Consider the following 16,147-nt stretch of genomic DNA (forward strand, 5'->3'; position numbering starts at 1 on the left):
TGGATTGGCTAATTCCGTCACTGGGGTGATTCACCCGAGTCGCGGTGCAGCCGAACCGCCTGTTATCACTCTCTAATCCCTAACTCGATACCCCTTTCAAACCATGTCCCTTGCCATCCCGAACGGATTGGACAATACCGTCGAACGACCTGGCGAGCGTGCTCCGCTCGTGCTCGGCGATACGACCTTTCACGATATTACCGAAACGGTATGCCGAGTTGCTGAAACCAAGCCAAGCAAAGGCTGGGTGATCGGTTTCTTGATCGCATTCGCGCTGCTCCAGTGGCTCGGAATTTGTATCGCATACCTCTTCTACACCGGAGTTGGTGTATGGGGTAACCGGTCACCGATTTTCTGGGGTTGGCCGATTGTCAACTTCGTTTTCTGGGTCGGTATTGGGCACGCAGGAACGCTGATTAGTGCGATTTTGTTCCTGTTCCGGCAAGAATGGCGAACCAGTATCAACCGTGCTGCCGAGGCGATGACGATTTTCGCCGTGGCTTGTGCGGGAACGTTCCCGGGGATTCACGTTGGACGTGCTTGGTTGGCGTTCTGGTTGGCTCCGTATCCGAGTTTGAACCTGTGGATGTGGCCTCAATTCCGCAGTCCGCTGTTGTGGGACGTTTTCGCGGTCAGCACGTACGGAACCGTCTCACTGTTGTTCTGGTACATGGGGATGGTTCCCGACTTGGCAACCTTCCGAGATCGCTCGAAAAATAAATATCGCCGTATGGCTTACGGCATTCTGTCGCTGGGATGGACCGGTTCATCGCGTCACTGGATGCGATATGAAAAGGCTTACGCGTTGCTTGCTGCGTTCGCAGCACCGCTGGTTCTTTCGGTCCATACAATCGTTTCGTTTGACTTCGCGGTTTCGCAAGTTCCCGGTTGGCATACGACGATTTTCCCGCCTTACTTTGTGGCCGGGGCGATCTTCAGCGGTTTCGCGATGGTACTGACCTTGATGGTCCCCGCACGAAGCATGCTGGGGCTTGAGAAACTGATCACGATTCGCCACTTGGACAATATGTGCAAGATCATCTTGGCGACAGGTTCGATCGTAGGTCTGGCTTACGGCACCGAATTCTTCATCGCTTGGTATGGGCAAGTTCCTGACGAGCAATACGCGTTTATCAACCGTGCCTTTGGGCCGTATTGGTGGGCTTATTGGACGATGGTGACGTGTAACGTTATCAGTCCGCAGTTGTTCTGGATCAAGAAATTCCGCACCACGCCGTGGATCATCGTCCTGATCACAATTTTTGTGAACATTGGGATGTGGTTCGAGCGATTTGTGATCGTCGTGACCAGCCTCTCACGTGACTACTTGCCAAGTGCTTGGGCGTACTTCTCGCCAACTTGGGTTGACTGGTCGATGTTGATTGGTTCGTTCGGTCTGTTCTTCACCCTGTTCTTGTTGTTCTGCAAGTTGATGCCTGTGATCAACATGGCGGAAACCAAGTCCACATTGGCGAAGCAGCACCACATGGCTCATCGCGAATCCGCAACGCCAAGCGACCACTAGAAAACAATACATCGCGGGCGTTGAGTTCCGCTGAAAACCAAAACAGACTTCATTCTTCATTGATAGCGAATGTCAGACGGTAAGCATGTCAGACGATAAAAACGAAAAGAAGATTCACGGGATTGTCGCCGAGTTCACCACGGTTGACACACTGCTGGCCGCATGTCGGCGAGTTCGTGATGCCGGCTACACCAAAACCGACGCCTACACTCCCTTTGCCGTTCATGGAATTGACAAGGCATTGGGAATCAAGCCGACCGTTTTGCCGTGGTTGGCGTTGGCCGGTGGATTGACCGGGACTTGCACCGCATTGGCGATGCAAATCTGGATGAATGGGATTAACTATCCCTACATCATCTCGGGCAAACCGTATGTGTTGTCATTGCCAGCGTTCATTCCGGTCGCGTTCGAGTTGACGATTCTGTTTGCTTCGTTCTGCACGTTCTTCGGGATGTGGGCACTCAACGGACTGCCTCGCTTTAGCAATCCGATCTTCACCGATCCTCGTTTCGACCGCGTCACTGACGATCGTTTCTTTCTGTACATCGATTCGAAAGACAAGAGCTTTGATGCCAAGGGTGTCGAGAAACTGTTGGGCGAAACGGGCACGGAATACATCAATACCGTTGTCGATGACGACTCGCCGACGACCATTCCGAAATTTCTGATTGTCGGTTTGTGCGTGCTGATTGGTTTGTCGATCATCCCAGCGTTGATCGTCGCCAAGATGCGAGTCACCAACAGCAGCGAGCCGCGATTCCATATCTTCCCCGACATGGATTTTTCGCCGGCTCGTGATGCTCAACAAACGACATCGTTGTTTGCAGATAACCGTGCGATGCGGCCCGATGTTCCAGGAACCGTCGCTCGCGGCCAAGTGGACGCCGATCTAGACTTCTTGACCGGCATCGACATGGACAAATTTTCCCAGGTTGATTCGGACCGTGCCGAGCATTTGGTGCGGACTTACTTGACGCCGCTTGCGGCCGAAGGCGAAGAACCTGCTGCGGGAGCCGTTCCTCCGGCGGAAAAGAGTGTGATGGATACAACACCCTGGCTCGACAAAAACCCAGTCGAAGTTTCCGAAGCGGTCATGCTGCAAGGGCAAGAACAATTCAACATCTACTGTTCGGTGTGCCATGGAATGGATGGACGCGGCAACGGATTGGTGAATCAGCGAGCTCAAAAAATCATGGCATCGACATGGGTTCCACCATCATCGTTGCACCAGGATGTGCTTTACAGCGACCAATATCCTGACGGAAAACTGTTCAACACGATCAGTAACGGGATTCGCAAAATGCCGGGTTACGCCGGGCAAATCAAAGCCAAAGACCGCTGGGCCATCGTCACCTATGTTCGTGCTCTGCAGAAGAGCCAGAACGCATCGATGGACCTCGTGCCCGCCAGCGAGAAGGCGAAAGTCGAAAAGCAAAAGAACAAAGTGGACAAGCAGCTTAAAGAGGCTGCTGAAGCTGAACGCAAAAAAGAAGAAGAGCGAGCCGCTAAGGCCGCCGCCAAAAAGTAGTTCGATCGCCCACGCTTTCGAATGCCGAGGTCCTCGCGGCTTCACCCTGAACGTTTTTACATCAATTCAATCCTACTGCTGAACTACAGATGTCCAAGCACGCACCGGCCATCAAACCGGCTGACGACCCAGCCTTCAAATTGCCAGCCTCCCTGTCGGCACTCAGCCTTCCGCTTTGTATCGGCGGTGTGTTGGTCCTGATCGTGGGCTGGTTGATTGCAACTTATGGCGTTGACCAACCCAAGTTCGGCATGTCGGCCTACCTTGCTGCGTTCATCTACTGCTTGACGCTCGTGTTGGGGTCACTGTTTTTCGTGATGATCCAGCACCTGGTGCGAGCCGGATGGAGCACGGTACTTCGCCGGATTGCCGAATTGGTGATGGTCATGATCGTCCCGATGGCGGTCTTGTTCCTGCCAATCCTGGTCACGCTGTGGACGACCGACGCCGCACTTTACCGCTGGGATAGCCCGACGTTTGCCCAGGACAACCATCTGGACGAAGCGATGTGGGCCAACAAAACCATGTGGCTTTCACAGGACTGGTTCACTGTCCGTGCCTGCATTTACTTTGCAATCTGGATCGGTTTGGCCGTTTACTACTTCCGCGGCAGCGTGGAACAGGACGAAACAGGCGAACGAGCTGCGACGGATCGCATGCAATTCTGGAGCGGCCCTGCTGTGATGTTGTTCTGTGGCAGCATGACCTTTGCGATGTTCGATTGGGTCATGAGTCTGGCTCCGATGTGGTTCTCGACGATGTTCGGCGTTTACCTGTTCGCCGGTGCGATTCTGTCGGCTCACTGTATCCTCGCCGTTGCCGCCTACTTGCTTCAGCAAGCTGGCGCGATGCGAGACGAAGTGACGGTCGAGCACTATCACGACCTGGGCAAGCTGATCTTCGGCTTTATCACGTTTTGGACCTATATTTCGTTCAGCCAGTACCTGCTGATCTGGTACGCGAACATCCCCGAAGAGACTGAGTGGTTGTACCACCGCCAATTGGGAACCTGGGGCACCTTGTCGCTAGTCTTGGTTTTTTTGCACTGGATGTTGCCGTTTCTCGGTACCATGAGCATGTACGTTCGTCGCCGTCCAAAATGGATCTTTTTCTGGGCGTTTTACGTCCTGGTAATGCATTACATCGACATTTACTGGATGGTGATGCCTGAGGCTCACGCCGGCGTGCCGGGTGCTCATGGATCAGCCGGAGGAGCTCTCGGGGTTGTGGCCAGCGTATTGTGTGTATTGGGAATGGTCGCCCTGATGGTCGGTTTAATCCTTCGCGTCGCCAGTCAGACACGGATCGTGGCAGTTCGCGATCCACGACTGGCCGAATCGATGGCCTTCGAAAATATTTAGTCCCTGGATCCCCAGCGGATCAGACACCCCTTTATTCACTCGCATTAAACGCTTGATACAGATTTAGAATAGCTATGGCCCAATACGATGACTTAAATGTGAGCCGCATTTTCACTGTCGGAGTGATCTCGGTGGTCGTTACTGCGGTTACCGCTTTAGCGGTTCAGGTATTTTACTTCTCAATCTCGCAGTGGCACCTAGAAGCCAAGAGTGCGATGGGCAGTTATCAACGTCAAAACGAGGTGCTCAACCAGCAAGCCGAACGCATTTCGGTTTACGGTGTTGACGAGGAAACTGGCAAAATCACGATTCCGATCGACAAGGCGATGGAACTTGTCGTGGCAGAAAGCAAAGAAGACGAAACGAAAGACGCGGACAAAAAAGCATCGAATGACCAAGTTGATCCAAACAAAGCGTAGGTTTGCTGGCGGCCACCGGGCAGTCAACAAGCCGCGAACACGCAACGTCATCACTGCGGTGATGCTGTTGGTGCTCAGCTTGTGCGCCGACGCCCCGGCGGCGATGGCACAAGACGGTGGAGTGCGCGATAGCGCCCCCGTCACGAACAACTTGTTACCACTCGAAGCTCGCGGAATCACGGTTGATCAAAACCTGGGCGACCTTGTGCCGCTCGATTTGCCGCTACTCGATTCGCTCGGACGAAAAACAAAAACCGGATATTACATCGATAGCAAACGACCAACGATCATCACGCTGAACTACAGCAACTGTCCTATGCTGTGCAACGTGCAACTGAATCGTTTGGCCGATTCGCTCAATAAGCTTGATCTGAAAATTGGCGAAGATTTCCAGATTCTGACGGTCAGTATTGACCCCAAAGAAACGACTGAGCGAACTCGAGAAACAAAACAAAAGTACATTGAACAACTAACGAATCATCCTAAAGCCGCCGAGGGCTGGGAGTTTTGCACCGCAAAACAACCGGTGATCACCAAACTGGCTGATGTGCTTGGATTTCGTTACCGATACGACGCAAGAACCAAAGAGTACAACCATCCCGCGATGCTCGCGTTCATCTCGCCTCAAGGCGTGATCTCGCGTTACTCGCTGGCAATCGACTTTCCCACCGACCAACTGAAACTCGCACTTGTCGAAGCGGGCGAAGGAACAGTGGGGTCACCCGTCGACCAATTTATTCAGTGGTGTTACAGCTACGATCCCGATTCCAATAGTTACACCTGGCACGCTTGGCGACTAATGCGACTCGGGGGTGCTGCCATGGTTGGATTGATGCTTGCCTGCTTGGCGCCGTATTGGCTGGGCCGCAAGGGAGTATCGATCGACCCCGAAGCGACGACTGACGCCGAAGCGATGACCGATGCTGACGAAAACGACACGAACGTAAAGACAGAAACGTAACCTCGATTGCTATCAATCGAGATATCGCCGGAGCGAATGCGACGACACCGGCGTGAACCCAAATTTTATTTTGCAACTGACTAACAGATAAACGATGGCTATGTTACCTGCCGCATTTTCCCTGCTGAGCGATTACACCGAAGACTACGCTTGGTTTCCGGATTCCGCGTCGACGTTCGCTGCGGACTCGGATTGGCTTTATTATGCCATCACCGGCGTCTGCTTCCTCTTCTTTATTCCGATCTCGATCTGCCTGTTCTACTTTGCTGCAAGGTATCGCAAGGCTAAGGGAGAGAAGGCAGAGAGCCAAGTCTCGCACAACACCCCGATCGAGTTGCTGTGGTCGATTGGCCCCTCAATTTTCATGGTCGGCATGTTTGTGATGGGCGCCCGAGCTTACCTCGATATGCGAACCATTCCCGAAGGTGCCAACGAAATTGGAGTGCAATCCTCCAAGTGGAGTTGGTCGATGGATTACGGACGCGGTACCTACCATCCTGAATTGCACCTGTTGGTCGACGAGCCCGTCAAATTGACGATGCAGAGCAGTGACGTCATTCATAGTTTGTATATCCCCGCGTTCCGCGCCAAGAAAGACGTCGTTCCCGGTCGTTACAACTACATGTGGTTCCACCCCACCAAGGTGACCGAGAAAGTCAGCGACGAAGAACTCGCCAAGGCGACTCAGTGGACCAAAGAAAGTGCCACGGCATGGGATTACGACAAATGGCAATTCACCCCCGATGGCTACCGGTTCTACGACCTGTACTGTGCCGAATATTGCGGCCAAGACCATTCGCAAATGCAAACCGTTGTTGTGGTTCACGAAACGCGTGAAGATCTTGACGCGTGGATCAAAAAATACAGCAGCCGTGGTACTGACACGTTGGAAGCCTACGGTGAGAAACTATATGCCCGTCGCGGTTGCGTCGGTTGCCACTCGAACAATGGCACCAGCGGAACAGGTCCAACCTATAAAGACGCGTTTGGTGCAGTTCGCGCTTTGGCCAATGGCGAGAAGGTGACGATGGACGAGAACTACGTTCGCGAGTCAATTCTCGTGCCAAAAGCCAAGGTGGTCGCCGGATTCCAACCTGTGATGCCTAGTTACAAGGGGCAACTGAGCGACGACGACTTGGATTCGCTGGTTGCGTACATCAAGTCGCTGTCGGCCAATGCAGCGACGGCTCCTGAAGCTTCGGCCGAGGAAAAAGTAGAAGAAAAGACTGAGTAAACCGGGTGGCGTAAACGATAGTTTTTCGCTCGTGTCTTTCGTAGATCGAGAAAAACGTCCTTGAGCCCCACCGCAGCAGCCTTCAAAATGAAGCTGTGAACCGAAACCATTTGAAATAACGACCGACGTTTGTCGGCTCAACGATAGAAGACTGACGCATTTCCTGCGTTCGACGAGGTATTTGAGATGTCTGCTGGAACCGTTCGCGACCCTGGGTTTCCCACCGAGCGAGAAAACTATCTGACGAATTCCAAGGGGATTCTGAGTTGGATGTTCACGCTGGACCACAAACGAATTGGCGTGATGTACCTGATTGGGGTCACGGTCGCGTTTGCGTTCGGCGGGCTTCTCGCTCTCGCGATACGCTTGCACTTGATGGACCCCAGCGGATGGATGTTCAAAGGTGCCAACGCGAACAACATTTACAACCAAGTGTTCACGCTGCATGGCGCGATCATGGTTTTCCTGTTCATCATTCCCAGTGTGCCGGCGGCACTCGGTAACTTCCTCGTTCCGGTGATGCTGGGGGCAAAGGACGTTGCCTTTCCCCGATTGAACTTGAGCAGTTTCTATCTTTGGGTGTTCGGGGCAATCTTCTTCGTCATGGCTCTGTTTTCGAGTGGACTCGATACAGGTTGGACGTTCTACACTCCTTACAGTACGACGACGGACACCTCGGTCATCATGGCTACGATGGGTGCGTTCATTCTCGGTTTTAGCTCGATCTTTACCGGTTTGAACTTCATCGTCACGATCAACACAATGCGTCCGCCGGGGATGACATGGTTCCGTATGCCGTTGTTCCTATGGGCAACGTACGCGACCAGTATTATTCAAGTCTTGGCAACACCCGTACTTGGTATCACGCTGCTATTGCTGATCGCCGAGCGAACGATGCAGATCGGGATTTTTAATCCTGAATTCAACGGTGACCCGGTGACCTACCAGCACTTTTTCTGGTTCTACAGTCACCCTGCCGTTTACATCATGATTTTGCCTGCGTTCGGTATCATCAGCGAAATCATCAGCGTTCACAGCCACAAGCACATCTTTGGCTATCGCTTTATCGCCTACTCGTCCATCGCGATTGCATTGCTGGGTTTCCTGGTTTGGGGACATCACATGTTCACCGCCGGAATGAGCTCGCTAACAACGATCGTCTTTAGTGCGTTGACCTTTACGGTTTCGATTCCGTCTGCGATCAAGGTCTTCAACTGGTTGGCGACGATGTACAAAGGGTCGATTAGTTTGACTAGCCCGATGTGTTACGGTATCGCGTTCATCTTCTTGTTTACGATTGGTGGTTTAACCGGGTTGCACTTGGGAACCCTCGCGACCGACCAGCACTTGCACGATACCTACTTTGTGGTCGCTCACTTTCACTATGTGATGGTGGGTGGAACTTTGGTCGCCTTCCTTGGCGGTGTGTTCCATTGGTGGCCAAAGTTCTTCGGCAAAATGTACAACGAGACCGGTGGCCGGATTTCGGCCGTGCTCGTATTCCTTGGTTTCAACTTGACGTTCTTGCCACAGTTCGTGCTTGGCAGCCGTGGGATGCCACGACGTTACGCCACGTACGATCCCGAGTTTGCTTTCTTGCATCAAATGAGCACCTATGGTGCGATGCTGCTGGGCTTCGGCATCTTGGTCGCCTTTATCACCTTGATGCATTCGTTGTTCCGTGGCAAACGAGCTCCTGCGAACCCTTGGGGTGGAGCGACTTTGGAATGGCACTGCACCAGCCCACCGCCGTACTACAACTTTGAGCGTGCTCCGGTTGTTGGCGACCCCTATGACTTCCACGACATCGAGTGGGAAGAATCGAATGAACGTTATGTGACGGTTCAACCTGAACGTAAGCTGGCTCCTGAGTCGGATCCCGACAAGTCGCCCGCTCACGCCAGCCACAAGCACTAGTTGCTAACGTTTCTGTTTGACGGCCGTCGTTTTGCGGCGGCCGCTGTCCCTGACATTTTCAACCTTTTTCCTGCTTCCAATCTTCATGTCCACTCTCGAAGCTGATTCCGCGACTGACGCTCACGGCGCTCATGATCATGACCACGATCACCCGTCGTACTTGGCGCATCATTTTGACACTCCTGAACAACAGTTCGACAGTGGCAAGCTTGGCATTTGGATCTTCCTTGTTACCGAAGTCCTGTTCTTTGGTGGCATGTTTTGCGCCTACGCGATCTTTCGCTCGTTGCGTCCCGAAGTCTTCGAAGGTTGCAGCCAGTTCCTCAACACCAAGCTTGGTGCGATCAACACCGGCGTGCTGCTATTCAGCTCGTTGACGATGGCCTGGGCCGTTCGTTGTTCACAAACCGAGAATCACAAAGGCTTGACCGCACTGCTGGCTACCACGTTGTCGTGTGCGATGGTCTTCTTGGGCGTGAAAGCGATCGAGTACTCGCATAAGTTTCACATGGGATTGTTGCCTGCGGGATTCTTTAGCTACGACCCCGCACACCCGCATCACGAAGGCGGGCCTAATTATCTGTTGTGGATCTGCCTGCCCTTCATCATCGCCCAAGTCGGCGTCGTGATTTGGTATGCAATTTCGGTGCTTCAAGGTAAGAAATTCCAAGCTGCTGTCGCACTGCCTTTGATCGTGGTTTGTGCCAGTTTCTTCGGTGGTGTTGGCCTGGGTACGATTCTCGAAAGTGGAGATTCGACCGAAGCTCATGCCAGTGAAACAGGCGAGCACGCAGGCGAAGGTCATGTGGCTGCTGATGGTCACGATCATGCAGAACACGCAGGCGACGCGGATCACGCGAAGCCAGAATCACTCGCTACGCTCGAAGACCAAGTCGCTGGAACTGATTACGGCGTGCAAGAGCGATTGGCTACCGACGCTACCAACACCGGAGTCCAGAACGAATTGAACGCGATTGAGCGTCAATCGTCGATGGCCAGCGGTTCGGCCGTCACAGGCACCTACAAAATTGATGCGACCATCGACTCGGTATCGAGTGAGTTTTTGACTCCGAGCCGCGCGGGTGTTTTCTTTAGCATCTATTACTGCATGACCGGTGTGCACGCGATTCACATTTTGGCGGGCATTGGCGTGTTGGTCTGGTTGTTGGTGCGATCGGTTCGCGAAGAGTTCAATCGCAACTACTTTGGCCCGGTTGACTACGTCGGCTTGTATTGGCACTTGGTCGACTTGATTTGGATCTACCTGTTCCCACTGTTGTATCTGATTCGATAACGCGTTTATTGGTTTTTAAGGCCCCACGTCATCGCAATGGCGGACGTTTCAAAAGGGGCCTCGGCTTGACGACTAACACAACCCATTCGATTTACTGATTATGTCCGCTCACGATACCGCTTCTTCTGACCATGCCGCTGGCGAACATCGCGAAGGCTATGACTTTGCTCACCCGTTGCCGCTGCCGATCTTGTTCGGTGTGTTTGCCGCGCTTGTTTTCTTGACGATCGTTACTGTCGCGCAAGCGAGTTTTAGCTTTTTTGGCGACTATGACGTGTTGGTTGTGATGGCGATCGCGACAGTGAAAGCTTCGCTTGTCGTGATGTTTTTCATGCACGTGTTGTACGACAAACCGTTTAACGCCGTCGTATTTGTCTCGTCCTTTGTGTTTCTCGGGATCTTTATCATCTTCACGCTCAGCGACAGCTTGCTGACGTCCTCCGACACCATCCCCGTGGATGATGGCATCGTCGTGACCACCACCGATTCCTGAGAACGGCCTTCTGAAGGTGGGACTCTTTTTGTAAGCCGGATCGGAGCGGAGATCAGGCATTGCGGCGATGACGAATTCGCCATTGCTCTCGCATCCCGCCGGATCGGCATCGCTACCGCGATTTGATCCGGCCTACGGCAGTCCCTTGCTTAAATTGGCTGCAACGCGTCGCTGTAGGCTCCGCCGATGCTCATTGCGATACGCAAGATCAAGAAGATCAGCACGCCCATTGTGCCGAGCCAAACGATGCCGGTCGCGACTCCTGATAACGTTCCAACCGCTCGCTTCGCTTTCTCGTCGTACTCTTGAGCGAGCATGTCGATCGATTCGGCGTCGGTTCCCGATAACTCCGAGATCTCCACTCGGGTGATGAATTCGTCGGGAAATAGTCGCGTGGCCTTGAGTGCACCCGAGAGTGTATCGCCACCCAGGATCGCCTCCTCCGCCTCGTTGCCCACACTTTTGTAGTAGTCGCTGTCGGTACTTTCGAGTGCCAAATAGATCGATCGAATCGGATCGAGTCCTGCATCAAGACTGAGTGACAACGTCCAGCAAAATCGCGACAACGTGATTGTCTGCAAAGCAGGCCCAAGCACTGGAATCATATAGAGCAGTGGAATTAGATTCTGGACGCCGCCGACGTTTCGCATGAATGCCCAAATGGCGGCGCCGATCAAGAGTGAAAAGGCAAACAGGAAGCTCCAGAATTTCAAAACGCCGGGGGTGCCGACAAGTCCAAATCCAAGCATGTCGGCCATGTCAAATTGGCCCATCAACCAGATGAACAACGAAACCACTAACACGGCCATAATCAGTTGAATGGCGGGCCACGCTAGCGAGCTGAAAAATTTCTGACGCAGTGCCAGACGGTGCTTGTAATGTTCGGCCAGTGACAGCAGGGCACGTTCGAGTCGCCCGGTGGCTTCGCCCACTCGAATCATCGAGATCAACAGCGGCGGAAAAAACGGTTCCTCTCGCTTCATCGATTCACTCAGCAGTTCGCCGTGCTTGGCCGCCTCGCGAATCGACATCATCGCAGCGCGTTGACGTGGCGGACCATATCCCCCTTCACTCTGCAGCATCGCTAGCAAATCAGCCCCCGCCTTGAGGCCGGTCCCAAATCGATAGCAAAAGCCAGAGGCAGCGGACAGCTTCATTCGGCGAGAAAACACAGTACAACGGCCTCAAAAATCGCAGCGAGTCAACACAGTCAAATCATGACTGCCTATTGTGCCGTGTCGCGAGCCTAAAAAGTAGTCAGCGACGCCATTTCGGCCGCTGACAGCGAAAAAAGACTCGTTTTGAGGGCAATGTTGATTCAGAAACCGCTTGCGATCATGCCGCTGGATTCATGGATTCGCGTGATTGCCGCAAACGCTGCTGGTACTCGGAAATCGATTCTTCGAGTTGGCGAAGCTGTTCGGCCGCGGTTTGGGCAAGATCGATGAAGATCGTTTTCCGCTTGCCGATCATGCACCACGACGGTTCTTGGCCATCGAGCAATTCGGTGCGGACGTGAAACCCCAAGTCGCGAGCTTGTTGAGTGCGACGACGGAGACGCTGAACCACGTTTTCGTCAGCAATTTTCGAATCACTTGCTTGATTCCGCATCGGTCGATCCATCACGCAGTACTAAGGAGGCGGGGCAGAAATTGCAGGCTAATGAAAACAGTTTGCCTAGTCAGAATCCTTTCGCAGGCGACTCGCCCCCAATCGACTCGGCGAGCGTGGCAAACTATGCAGGTACGATCATACGAGGTGTAGCGGATCAACGGGTTTCGACGATAGATCATTTACAGTCGCATTCGCATCAGTGCCACCTGGTCCGCGGTTGTGACGATGAACCGGCCGCACTCGCTCGCATGAAACCGTATCACTATGTCATCATCTCCTCTGCCATCCCGCGACGACGCTCAAGCGGAAATCCAATACCTTCGTGCGGAAATGCGAAAACTGCAAAGCCTCGCATCGTTGGGGGAATTGATGAGCACCGCGACTCATGAATTCAACAACGTGTTGATGACCGTGATCAATTATTCGAAGTTGGGAATTCGCAATCGCGACGACGCCAGTCGTGACAAGGCGCTCACCAAAATTCTCGAAGCGTCCGAACGAGCCGCCAAGATCACCAACACGATCTTGGCCCAAGCTCGCAATCGTAGCGAATCGATGGAGCCGACAGATTTGGCCAGTATCATCAACGACTCGTTGGTGCTATTGGAGCGTGAGATGCGAAAGTACCGCATCAGTATCGAAACCGAAATCGATGCTTCGACTCCCAAAGCATTCGCCAGTGGCAATCAGATCCAACGCGTCTTGCTGAACCTGCTGATCAATGCACGACAAGCGATGCCCGAAGGGGGCACGATCCTCGTCAAGCTCGCTCGATCGAGTCAGGGCGAGTGGGTGGAATTGACGATTCGCGACAGCGGTTCCGGAATCCCCAAGTCTGAACTGCCTCATATTTTCGACTCGTTCTTCACCACGAAGGCGGGACCCGACGAATCAGGAAAAGGGGGCACCGGGTTGGGGTTGGCCGCGTGCAAAGAAATCATCGATACGCATAAAGGTCGCATCCGAGTGGAAAGCACTGTCGGTCGCGGAACCGCATTTGTGATTCGCCTGCCGATCGCAAACGGACAACAAGCCGCCGCCTAAACGTGGGATAGGCTTCCAGCCTGTCATCAGTAGGGGCCAAAATCAAGGTAGCGAAACTCGCCAAGAGTTTCGGTCAGCGCCGTCAACGTCGAAAGTCTTCGCGACTTTCGCTACGACAATACCGCATCGGATCAACAAGCGAGAACAGAATCATGTTTGGACCGAGTTGCATCACCGACATTCGCGATGGCCACGCTCAGTTGCGTTCGTGGCGGTGTGGCCGGATCGTGATGCAGGGCGGCCGGTTTGTCAAAGTCCAGCGGCGGCTCGTCGCGGGCAGCGTGTCGGTGGCCCAAGTCTGGTGGCAATCGAAATACGGACGGATGAACGACGACGTCTGCTGGCTCGATTACCATCAACCGTTTGGCATGCAGGGCTTCTTGACGCTCGATTACATTCGCTCAGGCCAGCTTGCAGGCTACAAAACCTTTATCGGTGCGATACGCGTGCTCGAGGAAATTGCCCGCATTCGTAACGCCGCAGCGATCGTCGCCCATGTCACCAACGGAGCGATTAGCGACCGGTTGCTCCAACGCAACGGATGGCAGCGGCATCTAGAGCAGTGGTCCGGCCGACACTGGATCCGCCGTTTCTACGACGGGTATCCCGAATCGGCTCTGCCACGATATATCCAGGGCTAGTCTTCGTCGCGGATCTTGGCCAATACCGAGAAATCCTCGAGAGTCGACGTATCGCCGCCGATCTCGTTGCCCGACGCGATGTCTCGTAGCAAGCGACGCATGATCTTGCCACTTCGCGTTTTCGGCAGCGATGCAGTGAACCGCATATCGTCGGGTTGTGCCAACGCTCCGATCTGCTTGCGAACATGCAGTTTCAGCTCCTTGCGCAACTCTTCGTCCGGTTCGCGATCACGGATCGTGACAAACGCCGCGATGGCTTGCCCCTTGATCTCATCAGGCCGTCCGACGACCGCCGCCTCACAGACTGCTGGGTGGCTGACTAGTGCACTTTCGACTTCGATCGTGCTGAGCCGGTGTCCTGAAACATTGATCACATCATCGATGCGGCCCATGATCCAGTAGTAGCCGTCTTTGTCTTTGCGAGCGTTATCGCCGGTGAGATATTTTCCCGGAACCATCGACCAATATTGTTCAGCATAACGATCTTCGTCGCCCCAAATGCCTCGCAGCATTCCCGGCCACGGTTTCGAGATGCATAACATCCCACCATGATGATCGTCGACTTCGTTTCCCGTTTCATCCACGATCGAGGGCACAACGCCCGGCAGCGGAGTGGTGCACGACCCAGGTTTGGTTGCCGTGATCCCAGGCAGCGGGCTCATCATGATGCCGCCCGTCTCGGTCTGCCACCACGTATCGACGATCGGGCAACGCTCGGCGCCGATCTTTTTGTGATACCACATCCAGGCTTCCGGATTGATCCCTTCGCCGACGCTTCCCAGCAATCGCAAACTTGATAGATCATGCTTTTCGACATGCTCGTCGCCCCATTTGATGAACGCTCGAATCGCGGTCGGAGCGGTATACAAAATCGTCACTTTGTACTTCTCAATCAGCTCCCAGAAGCGATCTTCGGCAGGAAAGTTTGGCGCGCCTTCATACATCAAACAGGTTGCCCCTGCGGACAACGGTCCGTAGACGATGTACGTGTGCCCCGTAATCCAGCCGCAATCGGCGGTGCACCAATAGACGTCGTCTTCGCGATGATCAAACACCCACTGGAACGTTCGCTTGGCCCACAGATTGTAGCCCGCGGTGGTGTGCCGAATTCCTTTGGGTTTTCCGGTGCTGCCCGAGGTATACAGGATGAACAATGATGCTTCGCTATCCATTGGCTGGGCAGCGATTTCACCGGGCTGAGTATCCACCACATCGTGCCACCACACATCGCGACCGTCGGTCATTGCGACATCGTCTTGGCCGGTACGCTTCAGCACCAAGCAGTGTTTGACGGTAGGCGATTTTTCGAGCGCCTCGTCAACCGTTTTCTTGAGCGGCAAAATCTTGCCTCGACGGTACAGCCCATCGGCGGTGATCATCAATTTCGCACCGGCGTCGTTGTTCCGGTCGACGATCGACTCGGCACTAAAGCCTGCGAAAATGACCGAGTGGACCGCGCCGATGCGGGCACAAGCCAACATCGCGATGGCAAGCTCAGGAGTCATCGGCATGTAGATGCTGACGACGTCACCTGCGTCAACGCCTAGCTGTTTGAGCCCTTCGGCGCATTTGCAAACTTCGCGGCGAAGTTCGCTGTAGCTAAGTGTCCGCGTATCGCCAGGTTCGCCTTCCCAAATGATGGCCGCGCGATCGCCACGGCCGGCGTCGATGTGACGATCCAAACAGTTGTAGCTGGCGTTGGTTTTTCCGCCAACAAACCACTCGGCGTGAGGCGGATTCCACTTACACACTTCGCCGAATGGCTCGAACCAATGCAGATGCTCGAGAGCTTCTTCGCGCCAAAAGTCATCCGGGTTTTCGGCCGCACGCTTGTACATCTCCTGATACTGGTCGGTCGTCGAAAAAATGGCCTTCTGAGTAAATTCGGCTGGAGGCGGGAACAAACGGTCTTCGGTCAGAACGTGGTCAATTTGCCCTGAGGGAGATTTGGTCATGGTGGGGAAGCCAGTCAGGAAAAAGGGGGGAATCGATCGAACGCGAAGGCCCAATCTTGATGCTTACAAACGCACAGTGTAATGGAATCGGCATCGCAATTTCACCACACAATGGATTTTATACCCGCATTGCGACCAGCTTACGACGGCCAACCTTGTCC

The 16,147-nt window shown here is 53.9% G+C and carries 14 protein-coding genes; 11 read left to right on the forward strand and 3 right to left on the reverse strand.

The annotated features are described in order from the left end of the window. Window positions 1-103: 103 nt before the first annotated feature. The 9 genes from nrfD to SH528x_RS03155 all read left to right on the forward strand — a co-directional run bounded on the left by nrfD (window position 104) and on the right by SH528x_RS03155 (window position 10,732). Window positions 104-1,525 (forward strand): NrfD/PsrC family molybdoenzyme membrane anchor subunit, encoded by a 1,422-nt coding sequence (gene nrfD / locus SH528x_RS03115; RefSeq protein WP_442509074.1) that lies wholly within the window; start codon window positions 104-106, stop codon window positions 1,523-1,525. A gap of 85 nt (window positions 1,526-1,610) precedes the next feature. Further along, window positions 1,611-3,053: a quinol:electron acceptor oxidoreductase subunit ActD gene (locus tag SH528x_RS03120; RefSeq protein WP_442509075.1), complete on the forward strand. Its 1,443-nt coding sequence runs from the start codon at window positions 1,611-1,613 to the stop codon at window positions 3,051-3,053. A gap of 89 nt (window positions 3,054-3,142) precedes the next feature. Further along, complete coding sequence (locus SH528x_RS03125; RefSeq protein ID WP_442509076.1) at window positions 3,143-4,414, forward strand: hypothetical protein; 1,272 nt, start codon at window positions 3,143-3,145, stop codon at window positions 4,412-4,414. Window positions 4,415-4,488: 74 nt separating this feature from the next. Next, the gene (locus SH528x_RS03130) at window positions 4,489-4,833 is read left to right on the forward strand and encodes a hypothetical protein (RefSeq protein ID WP_372716283.1); all 345 of its coding nucleotides are present in this window, start codon (window positions 4,489-4,491) and stop codon (window positions 4,831-4,833) included. Next, window positions 4,805-5,794 carry an SCO family protein gene (locus SH528x_RS03135; RefSeq protein WP_442509077.1) on the forward strand — a complete coding sequence of 330 codons (990 nt, stop codon included), beginning with the start codon at window positions 4,805-4,807 and terminating at the stop codon, window positions 5,792-5,794. The genes SH528x_RS03130 and SH528x_RS03135 overlap by 29 nt, the downstream gene beginning before the upstream one ends. A gap of 94 nt (window positions 5,795-5,888) precedes the next feature. Next, window positions 5,889-7,028, forward strand: coding sequence for a cytochrome c oxidase subunit II (locus SH528x_RS03140; protein WP_442509078.1), 1,140 nt, complete (start codon window positions 5,889-5,891; stop codon window positions 7,026-7,028). Window positions 7,029-7,214: 186 nt separating this feature from the next. Beyond that, complete coding sequence (locus SH528x_RS03145; RefSeq protein ID WP_442509079.1) at window positions 7,215-8,945, forward strand: cytochrome c oxidase subunit I; 1,731 nt, start codon at window positions 7,215-7,217, stop codon at window positions 8,943-8,945. 85 nt (window positions 8,946-9,030) lie between these two features. Beyond that, complete coding sequence (locus tag SH528x_RS03150) at window positions 9,031-10,239, forward strand: cytochrome c oxidase subunit 3 (protein ID WP_442509080.1); 1,209 nt, start codon at window positions 9,031-9,033, stop codon at window positions 10,237-10,239. Window positions 10,240-10,339: 100 nt separating this feature from the next. Next, window positions 10,340-10,732 carry a cytochrome C oxidase subunit IV family protein gene (locus SH528x_RS03155; RefSeq protein WP_442509081.1) on the forward strand — a complete coding sequence of 131 codons (393 nt, stop codon included), beginning with the start codon at window positions 10,340-10,342 and terminating at the stop codon, window positions 10,730-10,732. 149 nt (window positions 10,733-10,881) lie between these two features. Here the strand turns inward: SH528x_RS03155 and SH528x_RS03160 are convergent, their stop codons facing one another. Then, a complete protein-coding gene (locus tag SH528x_RS03160; RefSeq protein WP_442509082.1) occupies window positions 10,882-11,904 on the reverse strand; it encodes a type II secretion system F family protein in 1,023 nt (340 codons plus the stop codon). Window positions 11,905-12,067: 163 nt separating this feature from the next. Then, the gene (locus SH528x_RS03165) at window positions 12,068-12,355 is read right to left on the reverse strand and encodes a hypothetical protein (protein ID WP_442509083.1); all 288 of its coding nucleotides are present in this window, start codon (window positions 12,353-12,355) and stop codon (window positions 12,068-12,070) included. Between the two features lie 255 nt (window positions 12,356-12,610). Between SH528x_RS03165 and SH528x_RS03170 the strand changes: the two genes are divergently transcribed. Both SH528x_RS03170 and SH528x_RS03175 read left to right on the forward strand, forming a co-directional pair. Next, window positions 12,611-13,390, forward strand: a complete 780-nt coding sequence (locus SH528x_RS03170; protein WP_442509084.1) for a sensor histidine kinase — start codon at window positions 12,611-12,613, stop codon at window positions 13,388-13,390. 152 nt (window positions 13,391-13,542) lie between these two features. Next, window positions 13,543-14,031: a hypothetical protein gene (locus SH528x_RS03175; protein ID WP_442509085.1), complete on the forward strand. Its 489-nt coding sequence runs from the start codon at window positions 13,543-13,545 to the stop codon at window positions 14,029-14,031. Here SH528x_RS03175 and acs read toward each other — a convergent pair. Further along, window positions 14,028-15,986, reverse strand: coding sequence for an acetate--CoA ligase (gene acs / locus SH528x_RS03180; RefSeq protein ID WP_442509086.1), 1,959 nt, complete (start codon window positions 15,984-15,986; stop codon window positions 14,028-14,030). The genes SH528x_RS03175 and acs overlap by 4 nt on opposite strands. Window positions 15,987-16,147 lie beyond the last annotated feature (161 nt).

This window comes from Novipirellula methanifontis (assembly GCF_052161655.1).
Classification (GTDB): domain Bacteria; phylum Planctomycetota; class Planctomycetia; order Pirellulales; family Pirellulaceae; genus Novipirellula.